General features: G+C 53.4%; 13 protein-coding genes. 6 read left to right on the top strand and 7 right to left on the bottom strand.

The features are described from left to right. Window positions 1-119 precede the first annotated feature (119 nt). Complete coding sequence (gene nfsA / locus Q8W24_RS05815; RefSeq protein ID WP_305474692.1) at window positions 120-857, top strand: oxygen-insensitive NADPH nitroreductase; 738 nt, start codon at window positions 120-122, stop codon at window positions 855-857. A gap of 276 nt (window positions 858-1,133) precedes the next feature. Further along, window positions 1,134-1,913 carry a DeoR/GlpR family DNA-binding transcription regulator gene (locus tag Q8W24_RS05810; protein WP_303434011.1) on the top strand — a complete coding sequence of 260 codons (780 nt, stop codon included), beginning with the start codon at window positions 1,134-1,136 and terminating at the stop codon, window positions 1,911-1,913. A 14-nt stretch (window positions 1,914-1,927) separates the two neighbouring features. Here Q8W24_RS05810 and Q8W24_RS05805 read toward each other — a convergent pair whose 3' ends face one another. Together Q8W24_RS05805 and Q8W24_RS05800 are read right to left on the bottom strand one after the other, a co-directional pair. Further along, window positions 1,928-3,256 carry an aspartate aminotransferase family protein gene (locus Q8W24_RS05805; protein WP_303434010.1) on the bottom strand — a complete coding sequence of 443 codons (1,329 nt, stop codon included), beginning with the start codon at window positions 3,254-3,256 and terminating at the stop codon, window positions 1,928-1,930. Then, entirely contained in the window at window positions 3,253-4,257 is a 1,005-nt protein-coding gene (locus Q8W24_RS05800) for a phosphotransferase enzyme family protein (RefSeq protein WP_305474691.1), read from the bottom strand. Before Q8W24_RS05800 ends, Q8W24_RS05805 begins: the two co-directional genes overlap by 4 nt. Before the next feature lie 144 nt (window positions 4,258-4,401). On the opposite strand from Q8W24_RS05800, the gene fabG reads away from it, so the two are divergent. Next, window positions 4,402-5,181, top strand: coding sequence for a 3-oxoacyl-ACP reductase FabG (gene fabG / locus Q8W24_RS05795; RefSeq protein ID WP_305474689.1), 780 nt, complete (start codon window positions 4,402-4,404; stop codon window positions 5,179-5,181). Between the two features lie 263 nt (window positions 5,182-5,444). On the opposite strand, the gene Q8W24_RS05790 is transcribed toward fabG, so the two are convergent. From Q8W24_RS05790 to Q8W24_RS05770, 5 genes are all read right to left on the bottom strand, one after another. Beyond that, a complete protein-coding gene (locus Q8W24_RS05790) occupies window positions 5,445-5,885 on the bottom strand; it encodes a hypothetical protein (protein ID WP_303434007.1) in 441 nt (146 codons plus the stop codon). Window positions 5,886-7,017: 1,132 nt separating this feature from the next. Next, window positions 7,018-7,821: an ABC transporter permease gene (locus Q8W24_RS05785; RefSeq protein ID WP_370693308.1), complete on the bottom strand. Its 804-nt coding sequence runs from the start codon at window positions 7,819-7,821 to the stop codon at window positions 7,018-7,020. Next, window positions 7,818-8,582 carry an ATP-binding cassette domain-containing protein gene (locus Q8W24_RS05780; protein WP_303434006.1) on the bottom strand — a complete coding sequence of 255 codons (765 nt, stop codon included), beginning with the start codon at window positions 8,580-8,582 and terminating at the stop codon, window positions 7,818-7,820. Before Q8W24_RS05780 ends, Q8W24_RS05785 begins: the two co-directional genes overlap by 4 nt. 3 nt (window positions 8,583-8,585) lie before the next feature. Beyond that, window positions 8,586-9,569 (bottom strand): YVTN family beta-propeller repeat protein, encoded by a 984-nt coding sequence (locus Q8W24_RS05775; RefSeq protein WP_305414841.1) that lies wholly within the window; start codon window positions 9,567-9,569, stop codon window positions 8,586-8,588. 46 nt (window positions 9,570-9,615) lie between these two features. After that, a complete protein-coding gene (locus Q8W24_RS05770) occupies window positions 9,616-10,788 on the bottom strand; it encodes an ABC transporter substrate-binding protein (RefSeq protein ID WP_305414842.1) in 1,173 nt (390 codons plus the stop codon). 634 nt (window positions 10,789-11,422) lie between these two features. Here Q8W24_RS05770 and pedF point away from each other — a divergent pair. From pedF to Q8W24_RS05755, 3 genes are all read left to right on the top strand, one after another. Then, entirely contained in the window at window positions 11,423-11,851 is a 429-nt protein-coding gene (gene pedF / locus Q8W24_RS05765; protein WP_303434003.1) for a cytochrome c-550 PedF, read from the top strand. A 4-nt stretch (window positions 11,852-11,855) separates the two neighbouring features. Further along, the gene (locus Q8W24_RS05760; protein WP_305451317.1) at window positions 11,856-12,818 is read left to right on the top strand and encodes a transporter substrate-binding domain-containing protein; all 963 of its coding nucleotides are present in this window, start codon (window positions 11,856-11,858) and stop codon (window positions 12,816-12,818) included. Window positions 12,819-13,074: 256 nt separating this feature from the next. Beyond that, a complete protein-coding gene (locus Q8W24_RS05755; protein ID WP_305474687.1) occupies window positions 13,075-15,078 on the top strand; it encodes an ATP-dependent DNA helicase RecQ in 2,004 nt (667 codons plus the stop codon). Window positions 15,079-15,138: the final 60 nt, after the last annotated feature.

Raw genomic sequence — 15,138 nt, 5'->3', positions numbered from 1 at the left:
GTCTCGCTATTTTTATGATGGCAAGTGATATCAACAGTATTGGCAAATGATGGCGTTATTTGTTCAACTGCGTACTGGTCTTGTCCATTTTTTGTATTCAATACACGACACGAGGTTGTATGAACGCGGTTATCGATTTACTCAAGTCCCATCGTTCCATTCGTAAATTTACCGATCAGCCCATTAGTGATGAATTATTGCAGACGCTGGTCGAAGCAGGACAGGCCGCTGCGACCTCCAATCACGTACAGGCCTATGCCATTGTGCGGGTAGTGGATCGCGCCAATCGTGAGCAGCTGGTGACGTTATCGGGTGGCCAGCCCTATGTGGCCAGCTGTGCTGAGTTTCTGGTGTTTTGCGCCGATATGAAACGGGCGTTCAGAGCGGCAGAGCGAGCCGGGGCCGAAGTCGTCACCGGTATGACAGAACAGTTACTGGTTGCCACAACGGATGCAGCATTGATTGCCCAGAATCTGGTGGTAGCGGCTGAGTCTGAAGGATTGGGTATCTGTTATATCGGTGGTTTGCGTAATAACCCGGCCGAAGTGAGCGAGCTATTGAAATTGCCGGCGCATGTCTACCCGGTGTTTGGTGTGTGTTTGGGGTATCCGGCCCAGAACCCGGAAGTCAAACCCCGTTTACCACTGGCGAGTATCCTGAAGCAGGATTATTACGATGACAGCCAGGATGAAGCCCAGATAGCTGAATTTGATGCGGCGATGGAAGCCTATTATCAGCAGCGTACCGGTAATAAGAAAATCACCAACTGGTCGGAGCAATTACGGCCGATGTTCAGCCAGAAACTACGGCCCCATATGAAAGATTTTTTGTTCTCCAAAGGCTTTGAAATGAAATAATCACGGCTCATCAGCAAACGCTGCTTGGGTTGTATGCTGTGAGGCCGCTCTGATCGCAGTGGCGGCCTCCAGAGGTTGGCCGTTATTGTTTGTTAATAGTGCCTGTTAACCGATGTTGCCTGTTTGTTGATAGTTATTGTTTGTTGATGGCTATCGTTTGTTGATAGTTATTTGTTGGGCGTTATTGTTTATTGATAGTGCCTGTTTGTTGATTGTTATTGTTTGTTGATGCTGTTTGTTAATCAACTTTTGATCGCCTGAACCACGGAACGCCATATGTCGCGCAAGAAAACCACCCGCCACAAGGCCATTATTGACCAGCTGACGATCAATCCGTCAATGCGGGTCAGTGAGTTATCCGGCGCTCTGGGAGTAACCACCGAAACGATCCGGCGGGACCTGGAAGAACTGGCAGCGCAACAGCTGATCAGCCGTACCTATGGCGGTGCCTTGCTGCGCCAGCCGGCTGAACCCGCATTGTCGGAGCGACACAAGGCCAACGTTGAGGAGCGCGCTGTTATTGGCAAGGCCGCCGCGCCGTTATTAAAAGGTGCCAGCGTGCTGATGATGGGGTCGGGGGCTACCACGGTACAGGTAGCCAAACGGATCGCATTTGAGATGAACAATATCACCGTGATCACCCACTCATTTGGCGTTGCGACCGCCTTGTCACTGAATCCGACCATTGAAGTGATATTGGCGCCGGGGGTTTATCATGCCGGAGAAGGGGCCGTTCACGGTGCCCAGACGTTGAGATTCCTGCTCGATTATAATGTCGACTGGGCCATTCTCGGGGCCAGTGGCATTTCTCCGGCAGGGCCAACCGATGCCCTGATGGATGCTGCCGAAGTGTATGCCGGTATGTTGCGGCAGAGCAGCCGCCATATGATTGTGGCAGATCACTCCAAATTTGACCGTATGGCCACGGCGCGTTTTTCACAGTGGGCCGATATTGACGTACTGGTGACGGATATCGCCCCGCAAGGCCCGCTTGACCAGGCATTGGCCAGCGGTGGTGTTGATATCCAGCTGGCCAAACCAGTCCGGCGCTCATAGCCGGTTGCCCGCTGTCAGTCGGTACTGAGAGCCAGTGCCAGGGCATCGACAAATTGCTGCGCTTCCGGGCGTGTCAGGCACAAGGGTGGGCGCACTTTCAGGGTCGAGGCATGTTTACCGGCGGCACCAATCAGTACACCGGCATCACGCATCCGGTTAATGATCTGGACGGTGTGCGTCGGGTCCGGCTGGCCGGGATGATCGACGCTGCCAATATCCACACCAATAAACAAACCACTGCCGCGAACATCCGTTATACGGTCATGCCCGTTGGCCAGCTGGGTTAACTGCTGCTGCAACCAGTGGCCGGTATCCAGGGCATTATGTTGCAGCCCCTCCTGATCCAGCACATTTAATACCGCCAGTCCCGCCGCCGCCGCTACCGGGTTGCCACCAAAAGTGTTGAAGTAACCGGTGTCCTCACAGAAAGCTGCCAGATAATCCGGTCGAGTCGCCATGGCCGCCATCGGAAAGCCATTGCCCATCGGTTTGCCCATGGTAACCAGATCTGGCTGGACGCCATGGTAATCAAAGCCCCAGAAGGCAGCACCAAGGCGGCCAAAACCCGGCTGTACTTCATCGGCAATATACAAGCCCCCAGCCTGGTGGATAACCTCAACGGCGGCTTGTAAAAAACCGGCAGGTTGGGCAAACACACCATCCGAAGAAAAGATTGAATCAACCAGCAACGCCGCCGGTGGATGTCCACGCTGTGTCAGAGTCCGGATTGCATCACGTACGGCGTTGGCAAAACCGGTGGCAATGTCGTCGCCGTATGCTTGTGTTGAAGGCGGAGCAATCGCTATGACATGGTCGGGTAGCGATGCATGGCGAAAAGCCGACGGGGATACTTCCGTTACCAGAGCCGTATTGCCGTGATAAGCCGCTTCGGTCACGATAAAACCACTGCCGCCGCTGACCTTGCGGGCAACACGCATGGCGAGGTCATTGGCCTCGCTGCCCGAGCAAGTCATGACAACATTGGATAAATCACCGGGCAGCCTGGCCTTGAGGGCATCGAGGTAATCATCCACCGCGGCGACCAGATAGCGGGTGTTGGTATTCAGCCGTGAAAGCTGTTGGGTGACCGCCTCAAGCACCGCAGGGTGGCTATGGCCGACACTGGGCACATTGTTGTAAAAATCAAGATAACGGCGGCCATCAGCGGCCGTCATCCAGCACCCCTGGGCCGAGACCATTTCAATCGGCTGGCGGTAAAACAGTACCGAAGCCGCTCCCAGATTGTTCAAACGCCGATTAACACCGGGGTTGGCAGACGCCTGGCTGCTGTCAAAGGCATTCATATCGAGAATCGGGCGTACCGCAGAATCCGTCTGGCTCATTGGTTGGTCTCCTGTTGGTTCAGCCATTGCTGTGCCAGTTCGACGGTACCCTGGGTATAGGTTTCGTGTCCGGCAGCGGCAGCGGTCTCGGTTTCCGGGTGGCTGGCGATCCAGGCCGTCAGTAACAAACGACGAAACAGAATAAAATCCGGAATCATCTGGATATGTTCATCGGCTAACGGCTGTACGGAACAGTAGCCGCGCAGCCAGGCTTGTTGCAGCTCCGGTACCAGTGGTGAGGTTTCATAAAACGAGATGGCAGCAGCAAAGTCGTACATAAACCAGCTGAAGCCGCAGTCATCAAAGTCAATAACCGCCAGCTGCTTGTCATTAACCAGCAGATTGGCCAGCCGCAAATCGGCATGTACCAGCCCGAAGCGGTCGGGTGTTTCTCCATAGTTGGCCAGCCGTTGTTGCAAGCGCTGACACAGCCGCTCCAGCGTATCTTGACCTGCAGGCGTCAAGCCCGGCGCGGCGCGCCAGTCTCCCCAGAGCGGTTGTGCCCCAAAGGCACTGTCGAAATTCCAGGTTTTGCGCTGGAATGCAGGTGGTAATGTCCAGGCACTGGCTTGCTGATGCAGGCGGGCAGAGGTGGCCCCCAGCAGTTCAAAACCGGGAATCAGGTTGGCATCGGCATCTGGCTCTGTGCCTGGCATAAAGGCAAAGGCAACGACGTAACGGGTCTGGCCCTGATCATCAAAGCTGGCGATAAAAGAGCCGTCATCCAGTGGTATCAGGGCTGGTGTCGTGACGACCTGATTATCTCTCAGGGTTTGAATCCAGTTCAGTTCGGAGGCAATTTCAGCGCGGGAGTGATAATCCGGGCGGTGTACCCGAATCACCAACGGCTCTTTGTCTGGTTGCTCCAGCAGAAAGGTAGCGTTTTCCGACAAGGTGAGCAGGCGCACGCTGGCCTCTGCTCCGGCACCCCAGCGCGGCGCCAGTTGTAGTACGCCCTGTTGTAGCCGATTAACAAACTGATCGTCGTAAATACCTGTCATGGTGTGCTCTCTGATACGGGAAATGTCCAAGGTGTCGGGTTATTAGAGCGACAAAATCTTTATCTTGCAAATTAAAATGTTGCAAGAGAAAAAGTATACCGAGATGATGTGCTGTATCAACTCACTGTAAATCGAGGGAAAATCATGTTCAGTTCCATCAAAGACAAAGTCGTGATCGTGACCGGTGGCTCCAAAGGTATCGGCAAGGGTATTGCGCAGATTTTTGCCCGTCAGGGGGCCAAGGTAATGATTGCTGCGCGGGGCGAGGAGGAAGCCCAGCGGACGGTTGCTGAAATCGAGGCAGAAGGCGGAATCGCTGCCTTCTGCCAGTGTGATGTAGCCGATTGGCAATCGGTACAGGAAATGGTGGCAGCCACCACGGATATATTTGGCAAGATTGATATATTGTGTGCCAATGCCGGTATATTCCCACAGACCAAACTGATCGATCTGGAGCCAGACGATTGGGACAAGGTAATGGACACCAACCTTAAAAGTACATTCCTGTGCGTAAAAGCCTGTATTCCATCCTTTGAAGTAGCAGGGAAAGGTCGGGTTATTGTGACGTCATCCATTACTGGCCCAATAACCGGTTATCCTGGCTGGTCACATTATGGTGCATCAAAAGCGGGTCAATTGGGTTTTCTGAAAACCGCAGCGATGGAACTGGCGCGTTACAACACGACGATGAATGCCGTTATGCCGGGCAATATTATGACGGAAGGATTGGCGGATCTGGGAGAAGAGTATTTGAACAGTATGGCATCATCCATTCCGCTTAAACGCCTGGGCGCGGTTGAAGATATTGGTAATGCCGCATTGTTTTTTGCCTCGGATGAAGCATCGTATATCACCGGCCAGCAAATTGTTGTGGATGGTGGGCAGATCTTGCCAGAAAGTCTGGATGCCATCGCTGAGATTTAAGTGCGGGGATTCAAGTGCTGTGATTTAAGGTTATTGGCAACAGCTCATAAGCTTAATACCGTCTGGAATAACAACAGACAACATAGACAACAGACAACAGACAACATAGACAGCATAACAGGCTCAACAACCAGTACCGGACAAGTACCGGACAAGTACTAAAACAGACAATAGCAGCAGAGGATACAACATCTGCTGCTATTGTTGAGAGTAAAACACACACAGCGGCAACCCGCAGGTTTACCGGCTGTGTATGGTTATGACTACTCTTTCCAGGTTCTTACAACAGCAAACCCGTATTCTTCAATCCATTGATCCAGCAGCTTGGGAGAGCGTTTGATCTTCTCCACAACTTCCTGGGTAGCCGGATTGCGGTATTTGCCGACTTTCAGCTTCGGCAGGGGCAGGCTGGAGGTCTTCTGTACCTTTAACGCCGCTTTGGTGAAGTGTTTTTGCAGTGATTCATACAGAGCGCTTTCTGGATTGCTTTTAATCCAGTTTTCCAGATCTGATGCAATGTACTGGTAATACTCTTTCTCGGAAACACCGTGCTGCGTTAATGCTGATTGAAAGGCTTCTGCGATGTCATTCAGAGCAGCGTATTTTTTTTGCTGATCGGCTTTGGCCTGAATTAATTCGGCAAGTTTCTTTTGCTCGGCTTCAATCAGCTCATCGATATTAGTTTCGAGAATGGATACGGTCATTCAAACCTCTGATGGTTTAATGGTGAATATGGGCAGGTAAAACCAAAAATGTTGCACATGCAAAAAGACACAGAAAAAAACAAAGAAATGCGTAGTGTATAAACAATAACACGCAATCCTTGTTGGTTTTTTATGCTGTAGGAGCAGATGCAAGACTCTCAGGTGTTCCTGATGATTACTGTATAGCACAGAGTTCACCAATGTTCCAAGATAGCAGTATTAAAAAACATGAAGTCGTGAGTGTTTTGGGGCAACAAACCGCCAACGACATGGTGAGTAGCAGGGATGGATAATGGCTTCATTGCACTTGCGTCGATTTTTTAACCAGAATAGTGGAACAGTAATATGCACTCAGGTGCATTAATCTGAGAGGTGAGAATAATGCAAGGATATGTAAATTATGAAAAATATGCAGTAAAGACCGGCCAGCTGGCTGCTTATGGTAGGAGCAAATAGCATTGCCGTTGCTTGACGAAACCAATACGACCAAAGTAAAAGTGCCCTTATCTGACCCGTTGGACAGGTTAAAGAGCCGTTGATTTATTCATCGGAAATAGCAGGTCAAGGTGATACACCATCGTTATGGTCAACATGTGCATCGTTGGTTTTATAATATGGCAGTTGTTTTTATGAGCTGTTTATAACCGTAATGCCTGATTATCGGTCTGGGTGCCTGTTATTCAATTCTTACCCGCAGTGTTCACCTGAATCGCCACGACCAGTATCTACTGGACTCCGGGCGTCGGGTGACAGAGCCGACAGAGCCAGAGCAGCGATACAGCAGGAAGCGATACAGCAGGACCAGGTTTGATACAGGGAGATCATCACCGGGCCTGCAAGCCGACTGGAGCAAGTCAGCTGGAGCAAGCTGGCGGGTCGTGAGAGCGGTTGTGAAGCGGTTGTGAAGCGGTTGTGAAGCGGTTGTGAGAGAGGTCGTGACAGGGATTGTGAAGGGATTGTGAGAGCGGTTGTGACAAAGAAGGATATGAGGGCTGATAGAACAGCAGGTAACGGCATACAGAGGCTGTGCCGCGAAGAGGCGCAAGATTACCCGTATGACCCTGTCACAGGCATGACAGGGCATGATGCATGATTAATCCGGTACTGACTGACAGATGTTGGTCTGTATTGATCAGCGCTGGTTGGGTTTGCCGATCTGACCGCGTTCCGGGTTAAACGTCAGCACCGCCAGCAAGGTAAATACCATCAGGCAGCCACTGACCACCAACAGCGCGTCAGCGTTCAATTTACCGTACAGCGCATGGCGAATCAGCTCGACACAAAAAGAGAAAGGATTTATGCGGCACAGCCAATAAAGCCATTCACTGGATTCCTGCATTTTCCAGAGCGGGTATAAAGCCGACGACATAAAAAACATCGGGAAAATAACAAAATTCATCACTCCGGCAAAATTCTCCAGCTGGCGGATAAAACTGGATATAAACAGCCCGATGGCCCCGAGTAATACACCGGTCAGTATAACCGCGGGAGCAACCCACAACAGACCAACCTGTGGCACTTCAACGTCGAATAACCAGGCAATTGCAAGAAAGGCATATACCTGTGGAATGGCGACCAGAGTGCTGGCAACCAGCTTGCTGAGTAGCAAATACCAGCGGGGCAGCGGGCTCATCAACAACACCCGCATACTGCCCATTTCACGGTCATATACCATCGACAGCGAGCTTTGCATGGCATTAAACAGCAAAATCATCGCCACCAGTCCGGGGACGATATACACCTCATAAGTGATGTAGGTGTCGTAAGGCTCGATAATGGAAATCCCTAGCGCCGCCCGAAAACCGGCGGCAAAAACCGCCAGCCACAACAATGGCCGTACCAATGAACTGAAAAAGCGACTGCGCTGATGAATAAAACGCAAGCTTTCACGTTTGAGAATGCCACTAAAGGCATACCAGTAACTGGCCAGGCTCATAGGTTGGCTCCATCCGTTGGCGGTGGGCGGGAAGTCAGCTGCTCAAAAGCCTCCACCAGGGAGGTCGTACCGGTTTGCTGGCACAGGGCATGGGCCGAGGTACTGGCCAGTACACTGCCCTGATGCAGCAGCGTGACAGGATCGATGGGCAATATTTCTTCAATCAGATGGGTGGCCCACAGCACGGTGACCTGCCGCTGTTCACACAGCGAACGGACATGGCGATTGAGACTGGCGCGGGTGTGCGGGTCGAGGCCAACCGTGGCTTCGTCCAGTAACAGCAAACTGGGGTGATGCAGGAGCGCTCGGGCGATTTCCACCCGGCGACGATGGCCGCCGTTTAGCGCCCGGACTTTTTTGTGCCGGGCATCGAGTAATTCCACCCGGGCCAGCTCTTCCTCGATACGCTGCTGGCGCAAGCGCGTCGACAGGCCGTGCAGGCAGCCGTGGTAGTCGAGATTCTGTTCGACGCTAAGATCGAGATCGAGAGTACTTTGCTGGAACACCATACCAATATTACCCAGCAGGGCAGCCGGGGCATGACGCAAGCTGTGGCCATTCACCCGGATGTCACCCTGTTGCACCTGAAACAAGCGGCTGATCAGCGCAAACAGCGTACTTTTACCCGCGCCGTTGGGGCCGAGCAGAGCATGAAACTGACCGGCCTGAATATTGAACGACACCTGCTTCAGTGCTTGTTTGCCAGGGTAGCAGTGCCCCAGCTGATCGACTTCCACTAACGGCTGTGATGAATGCGTCATAACTCAGTCTGGCTTGATGGCCAGCCCCCAGGGGTAGCGTCCTACCTTGATGGATTTGGTGACCTTCATCCGTTCGATATCAATCACCGAGACATCGCCACTGATACCGTTGGTCGTGAGCAGGAATTTTTCATCGGGCGTCAGTGCCATATGCCAGACCCGGCGGCCGACCAGCAAATAGTCGAGCACCTCCCAGGTGTTGGCATCCACCACCGCGACATGATTGGCCGGGCCGAGGGCAACAAAGGCATAACGGCCGTCAGAGGTCAGCTTGACGCCAACGGGCTGCACCTTGTCGCGATGAATCCCGCGGATATTGAAGCGGATCTTGTGGAGCTCTTCCTTACTGGCAACGTCGATCACCGATACCGTGCCACCAATCTCGGCACTGGCCCAGAGGCGGTTGCCATCCTTGCTGAACTGGACATAACGGGGGCGCTGGTCGACCTTGGTATTGTGTATCAGTTGGTTGGTACTGGTATCGATCCAGTGCAGCATGCTGGTGGTTTCGGAGGTATTGACCACCAACTTGCCATCCGGGCTGACGGCCATGCCCTCCGGCTCAACACCAACATCAATCTGGCCGGTGACCAGATGGGTTAACGGGTTCACCACAGTCACCAGAGCACTGTCTTCGTTGGAGATATACAAGCGGTCGCCATCGGGGTGAAGGGCAAACTGCTCCGGGTCTTCACCGGAAGGCAGACTGGCGACGATACGTTGTGTGGCAACGTCCATCACCTGCACGGTGTCATCGTCACTGGCACAGATATACAGCAACGAATAGTCATGGTTAAAGGTGATACCACGGGGGCGCTGGCCGACCTCGATGGTGTCGACCACGGCAAAACTGTCCAGATCAATAATAGAAAGCGAATTGTCTTTCTCGTTGGAAACATAAGCCAGCGCCGCCTGGGCGCTGACCGGCAGCAATAATGGGGTGATCAGTGCTGCAGAGACTAACAGCTGTTTAAAAGGGGAATTCATCCTGTGGCTCCTCGGATTTGGGCAGGTGCAGATAGTGGCGGCCGGTTTAATCAGCTTGATCGACCAGTCGGCACTGGCTCTCGGGCTGGTCAAAACCCAGGGTGTCAAGTTCGGTATAAGGGTGCAGATAACCTTCCTGCGGCGACTGGGATACCAGCGCCCGTGGATGCACCAGCGCAATCGGTTGGCGCAGCTGGCCATTCCAGTGCCGGTAGGTCAGCTTGCGGCCCTTGAAGCCCGCCAGTTCAAACCGGCTACTGAGCAAATGGCTACGAATATCAGTGGCGGAATAAGGAATCTGATGGGACAGGGATTCGCCAATGGAACGAATGGCAGCCCAGGCAGCATAATCCTTGTCGGTCATCCAGCGGCTGGCTTGCCGGTCAAAGCGGCTTTGCAGCTGTGCCGCTCCCCATTGTTCAATAACACGATGCCAGCCCACGGGCTTCAGCCCCTGGGTTCCGGTGACAGGACGCGGGTACCAGGTGTTATAAAGCAGGAATTCGCCAAAATCGCCAACTTCATCGGCCACTACAACCGCATCGTACTCTTTGGTCTGGGTAAATAGTGGCACCTCGGTTTGGGCAGACCGACGCAGGTCAGAATCAAAGGTCCAGTCTTTTGCGGCGACAATTTTGCCCCCAAAACGTTTGGCTGAGCGCCGGACAGCATTGGCGTAATCCTTGTCTTCCGGACGAGTGCCGCTGATCAGCAACCATTTTTTCAGTTTCTTCCTGATCAGCCACTGGGCCATGGCATCGGTGAGCATGGCGCGGCTGGGCAAAGTGTGCAGCACATTGGCCACACATTGGTTGAGACGTAATGAATCGTCGTAACTCCCCACATTAAAAAACAGCAGCTCGGGGTACTGGTTGGCCATCGTTGTCAGGGTCTGGGCCGGAGCATTCACCAGCAACAACTGGATGCCCTGTTGCTGAAAGCGATGGAGTGCGGCCAGGAGTTCAGCCTCATCATAGCTGCGGGCCTGCTCCAGAGAGTAGGCGAGACCAAGAAAGCGGCCACCGGCGTTGTTATCGCTGATACCCAACAACGCCCCTTGCAGGGCATTGTCTTGCGGGTCGGGCAAAACATTGGAAAGCAGCGGTGGGGTCTCGTGCTGCAATTCAAGATAACCAATCTGGATGGATTGGGTATCGGCTGCCGGAGTCGCGGCGTTGACCATCGTGGTGACGGACAGCAGCCAGCAACTGAGCAGCAAGGTTGGTAATCCTGTGGGGGCAGACCTTTGCCCCGATGTTAGGCAGGTCAAGCCGGTTGAGCAGACTGACCTGGTTGAGCAGATTGACCAAAGAGAGAGGCAAAAGGCATAAGCCTGATGAAATCGGGCGTTTGTCATAGTATCCCGCCGTTGCAAAATGATTATTGTTGTTATGGTAATAAAGCCCGGATAAAGCCTGATTGTTATCGGCGGGACTGTTATTTCAACGAGATTACGCAACCCGACAAGAGACAGGTATAGGCATTAAGTACCCAACATTTACGCCTCTCGTACTATGTGATGCAGCGCGGGTACTGTTGTTATGCCGCGGCCGTTATTGCCGGAATGGAACCCGGTTTTACCCCAGAGGCTGTTATAACGCCGCCAGATAGCGGTCACGGTTGGATTTGACCGGGTCGTGTCGGTGGTTATCCGGTGATGATTGCAGCACCTTTCCCTTCTGGTTTTATGATGAATGGCAACCCAGTGCCAGCCGCCTCCCCCTGAAGACCGCCGTTATTGGCAATACCCTCCTAGTACCAAGGTACTGAAAATCGGCTACCAAAGTGTTCTGTGGCCCGTTTTTACTCGTACCTAGAATAAGCTCAAAGAAAATAACAAACGGGTACTCATAATGAAAAAATTCAGTTCTGTCCTTCATGGCATCGCATTAGCTGGTTTTATGGCAGCGTCGGGTACTGTCTGGGCGCACGGAGATGTGACACCTCAGGCGATTGACGTCAGTGGTCTTGAGAAGCTTGGCGACGAATGGCGCGAAGAAAACCCATACCGTGGTAATCCACGCGCTATCGAAATTGGCGCATCGGCATACGCTCAGAACTGTGCCCGTTGTCATGGTCTTGATGCCATTTCCGGCGGTATTGCACCGGATCTGCGGATGCTGGAGCCAGGCCTTGATGGCGATGAATGGTTCGTTTATCGGGTACGTAACGGCGCGGTACGTAATGGCGTGCCATATATGCCGAAAATGGCCGACTTCCTCAGTCAGGAAGGTCTCTGGGCCATTCGGGCATGGCTCGAAACCCGTCCTGCAGACGAGTAATCCCTTGTTTTCCCTGACGGCGAAAGCATCCGGTATGCTGCTGAAACCCGCCTGGTGGCGGGTTTTGCTGCTGGCATGGGTGTTAGCGAGTAGCAATGCCAGTGCCCGCTCTCTGGAAGATGTGCAAGAGAGCGGTGAACTCAGTGTGGCGGTATATCGTGATTTCCCGCCGTACTCCTGGGAAGTGGACGGCAAGGCCATGGGGTTTGACGTGGAGATTGCACGGGCACTGGCCAAAGGGCTGGGCGTCAAGCTGCATCTGCACTGGATGATCCCGGATGAAAACCTGGATGACGACCTGCGTAACCATGTCTGGAAAGGCCATTATCTGGCCCGGATCGAAGACGAACCCATGTTACGGCGTGACGTCGCGGATGTGATGCTACGGGCACCGTACGACCGTGAATTTGCCTTCAAGGTCGACCCGGATGGACGAGTCATCAACGATCTGGTGCATTTCTTTGCCCCTTATCAGCGGGAACGCTGGGAACTGTTGATCGATCGCCAGCAACTGGCAACGATCGAAAACCTGGCCACCTTTATGTACGACAAGGTGGGTGTCGAAATAGACTCACTGCCGGATTTCTACCTGACCAGCGCCTTTCGCGGCAAAGTCCGTAATAACGTGGTGCACTTCACGACCACCGCTGACGCCATTGCTGCCCTGAAAGAAGGAGAGGTTGCCGGCGTTATGGGCATGAAGTCACAGCTGGAGTGGGGCATGCAACAGCTGGGTGCCAGTCAGGCCGAGCGTTACCAACTGGCCGATATACCAATGCCGAATCTGGTGAGTCGTTATTGGGAAGTGGGTATGGCAGTCAAAAACGATCATCGGGCGCTGGGGTATGCGCTGGAAGACGTGGTGACAGCAATGATCAACAGTGGTGACATGACCCGGCTGATGGCGCAATACGGGGTGGAATACCTTAAAACCGAGCAGTATCTGGTGCAGGAACAGGCTGAGTAATCAGCCTGATTCGGCTGCCCCGGTGACAGCAGGACACCAGCCAGCAAGACACAGCCCCGGCTGATTTACTGGCACCAACACTGACTGCCAATATATCCGCTGTTCGCAACGGATGTCTTTACCCTTGCCACCTCTATCCTTGCAATCTTTATTCTTGCCATCTTTATTCTTGCCATTGCCATATCCTTGTCATGCCGCTGATGCTTTCCGCTACACTGTTTGGCCTATTCGGATAACGCCAACAGGGAGCAGGTTTATGACATCATCCTGGCAGCAGCCACTACAACACTATTTTGGTTTTGATGCGCTACGTCCTGGTCAGCAGCCAGTGATCGAGGCGATTCTGGCCGGGCGTTCCAGTGCGGCGATTTTTCCGACTGGCTCGGGCAAGTCACTCTGTTATCAGCTACCAGCCCTGATCTTGCCGCACCTGACCCTGGTGATTTCACCATTGCTGGCCCTGATGCAGGATCAGGTACAGTTTCTGAAATCCCGAGGTATCGCCGCGGCCACCATCGACTCAACCCAGAGCCGCGATGAAGCCCAGGATGTTATGAACGGAGTGCGCAGCGGCACAATCAAAATCCTGATGGTGTCGGTGGAGCGACTGAAAAACGAGCGCTTCCGCCAATTTATAGCCCAGGTGCCGATTTCGTTATTGGTCGTCGACGAAGCACACTGCATCTCCGAGTGGGGGCATAACTTCCGCCCGGACTATCTGAAATTACCCGCTTATTGCCGTGAATTTAACGTGCCACAGGTGCTGCTGTTAACCGCCACAGCGACCCAGGCAGTGATCGAAGACATGCAAACGCATTTTGCCCTGGATGCAGAGGATGTCGTCACAACCGGTTTTCACCGTCCCAACTTACGTCTGTTAGTGCAGCCAACCGCCACCTCCGAACGGGTGGCCCAATGCGCCCGCTGGTTACAGCATCTGGCGCGTAAATCGGCACAAAAACAGCAGGATTTTGCAGCCATCATTTACGTCACCCTGCAACATACCGCAGAAGACGTGGCTCAACAGCTGGCCCGGCAAGTGCCGTTTCCGGTGCGGGCTTACCATGCCGGTTTGAGCCATGAGCAGCGCGACAGCATCCAGCAGCAGTTTATGTCGGGGCAAGTACCGGTGATTGTGGCAACCATCGCCTTTGGCATGGGCGTGGACAAAAGCAATATCCGCCAGGTCATGCATTACGACCTGCCCAAATCGATAGAAAATTACAGCCAGGAAATTGGCCGCGCCGGACGTGACGGCAAGGCATCGGACTGTATTATGCTGGCCGATGACAGCGGGCTGACGGTGTTGGAAAACTTCGTTTACGGCGATGGGCCGGAATTACACAGCATTCAACAGGTGATTCAGTCGGTCGCCGGTCAGCTAGAAGGGGGACAGTGGGAGGTACTGATGACGCCGTTATCCAGTCTCTCGAATATTCGCTTGCTGCCGCTGAAAACCCTGCTGGTCAACCTTGAGATGCGTGGCGTACTGACATCGCAATACAGCTATTTTGCCGAATATCGTTACAAGCTCGAACAGACCGAAACAGCGTTATTAAGCCACTTCAACGGCGAACGCCAGCAGTTTTTGGCCACGGTACTGAATACCAGCAACAAAGGCCGCAGCTGGTACACCCTCAATCTGGATGCTCTGGAACAGTCGTTAGGGGCGCAGGCCAGCAACGGAGACAGACCAACCCGGGTACGGGCATTAAACGCGCTGGAATTCTGTCAGGAAAGAGGCTGGTTACAGCTCGAAAGCAAACAAATGACGGACGTGTACCGGGTGAATGAACAGGCACTCGCCGAGCCTGGCCTGGCAGAATCCCTGTATCAGCATTTTTTGCAGAAGCAAGCCAACGAGATCAACCGCATCCACAATATGCTCAACCTGTTTCGTCAGCCTGACTGCGTATCGCGGCGGCTGGCCGCCTACTTTGGTGAACAGATGCCGCAAGACTGCGGTATCTGCTCCGTCTGCCGGGGGCAGTTTAAAGAGTGGCTACCAACCCGGAGTGGTGCGTCATTGGCCGCGCTGGATGCAGCAACTCTGGTCGCTCCGTTACAACAGAAAATACAGCAACAGTTTGGCCGGGCCGCATCGCTGGAATTACTGACGCGTTTTTTATGCGGTATCCAGGTGCCCTGGTTATCCAAGGTGCGTGCTCGACAGTTGCCCGGTTTTGGCCAGCTGGAGCATGTGCCATACGCTGAAGTATCTCGCTGGCTGGAATCTGCCCGAGTCATGCCGGAGATATAGAAAATATTGAACTGCACCGCTTTGTGTTGATGGCAGCTATATTCACCAGCCACTCAGCCA

It is taken from the genome of Oceanobacter sp. 4_MG-2023 (genome assembly GCF_030689165.1).
Classification (GTDB): Bacteria; Pseudomonadota; Gammaproteobacteria; order Pseudomonadales; family Oceanobacteraceae; genus Oceanobacter.
Note: the sequence above shows the minus strand (reverse complement) of the source record. Positions and strands in the feature narration are given on the sequence as shown.

Coding starts and splice junctions, on each gene's coding strand:
- nfsA (WP_305474692.1), top strand. CDS start 120: ATGAACGCGGTTATCGATTTACTCAAGTCCCATCGTTCCATTCGTAAA.
- pedF (WP_303434003.1), top strand. CDS start 11,423: ATGAAAAAATTCAGTTCTGTCCTTCATGGCATCGCATTAGCTGGTTTT.
- Q8W24_RS05755 (WP_305474687.1), top strand. CDS start 13,075: ATGACATCATCCTGGCAGCAGCCACTACAACACTATTTTGGTTTTGAT.
- Q8W24_RS05780 (WP_303434006.1), bottom strand. CDS start 8,582: ATGACGCATTCATCACAGCCGTTAGTGGAAGTCGATCAGCTGGGGCAC.
- Q8W24_RS05805 (WP_303434010.1), bottom strand. CDS start 3,256: ATGAGCCAGACGGATTCTGCGGTACGCCCGATTCTCGATATGAATGCC.
- Q8W24_RS05790 (WP_303434007.1), bottom strand. CDS start 5,885: ATGACCGTATCCATTCTCGAAACTAATATCGATGAGCTGATTGAAGCC.
- fabG (WP_305474689.1), top strand. CDS start 4,402: ATGTTCAGTTCCATCAAAGACAAAGTCGTGATCGTGACCGGTGGCTCC.
- Q8W24_RS05810 (WP_303434011.1), top strand. CDS start 1,134: ATGTCGCGCAAGAAAACCACCCGCCACAAGGCCATTATTGACCAGCTG.
- Q8W24_RS05800 (WP_305474691.1), bottom strand. CDS start 4,257: ATGACAGGTATTTACGACGATCAGTTTGTTAATCGGCTACAACAGGGC.
- Q8W24_RS05785 (WP_370693308.1), bottom strand. CDS start 7,821: ATGAGCCTGGCCAGTTACTGGTATGCCTTTAGTGGCATTCTCAAACGT.
- Q8W24_RS05775 (WP_305414841.1), bottom strand. CDS start 9,569: ATGAATTCCCCTTTTAAACAGCTGTTAGTCTCTGCAGCACTGATCACC.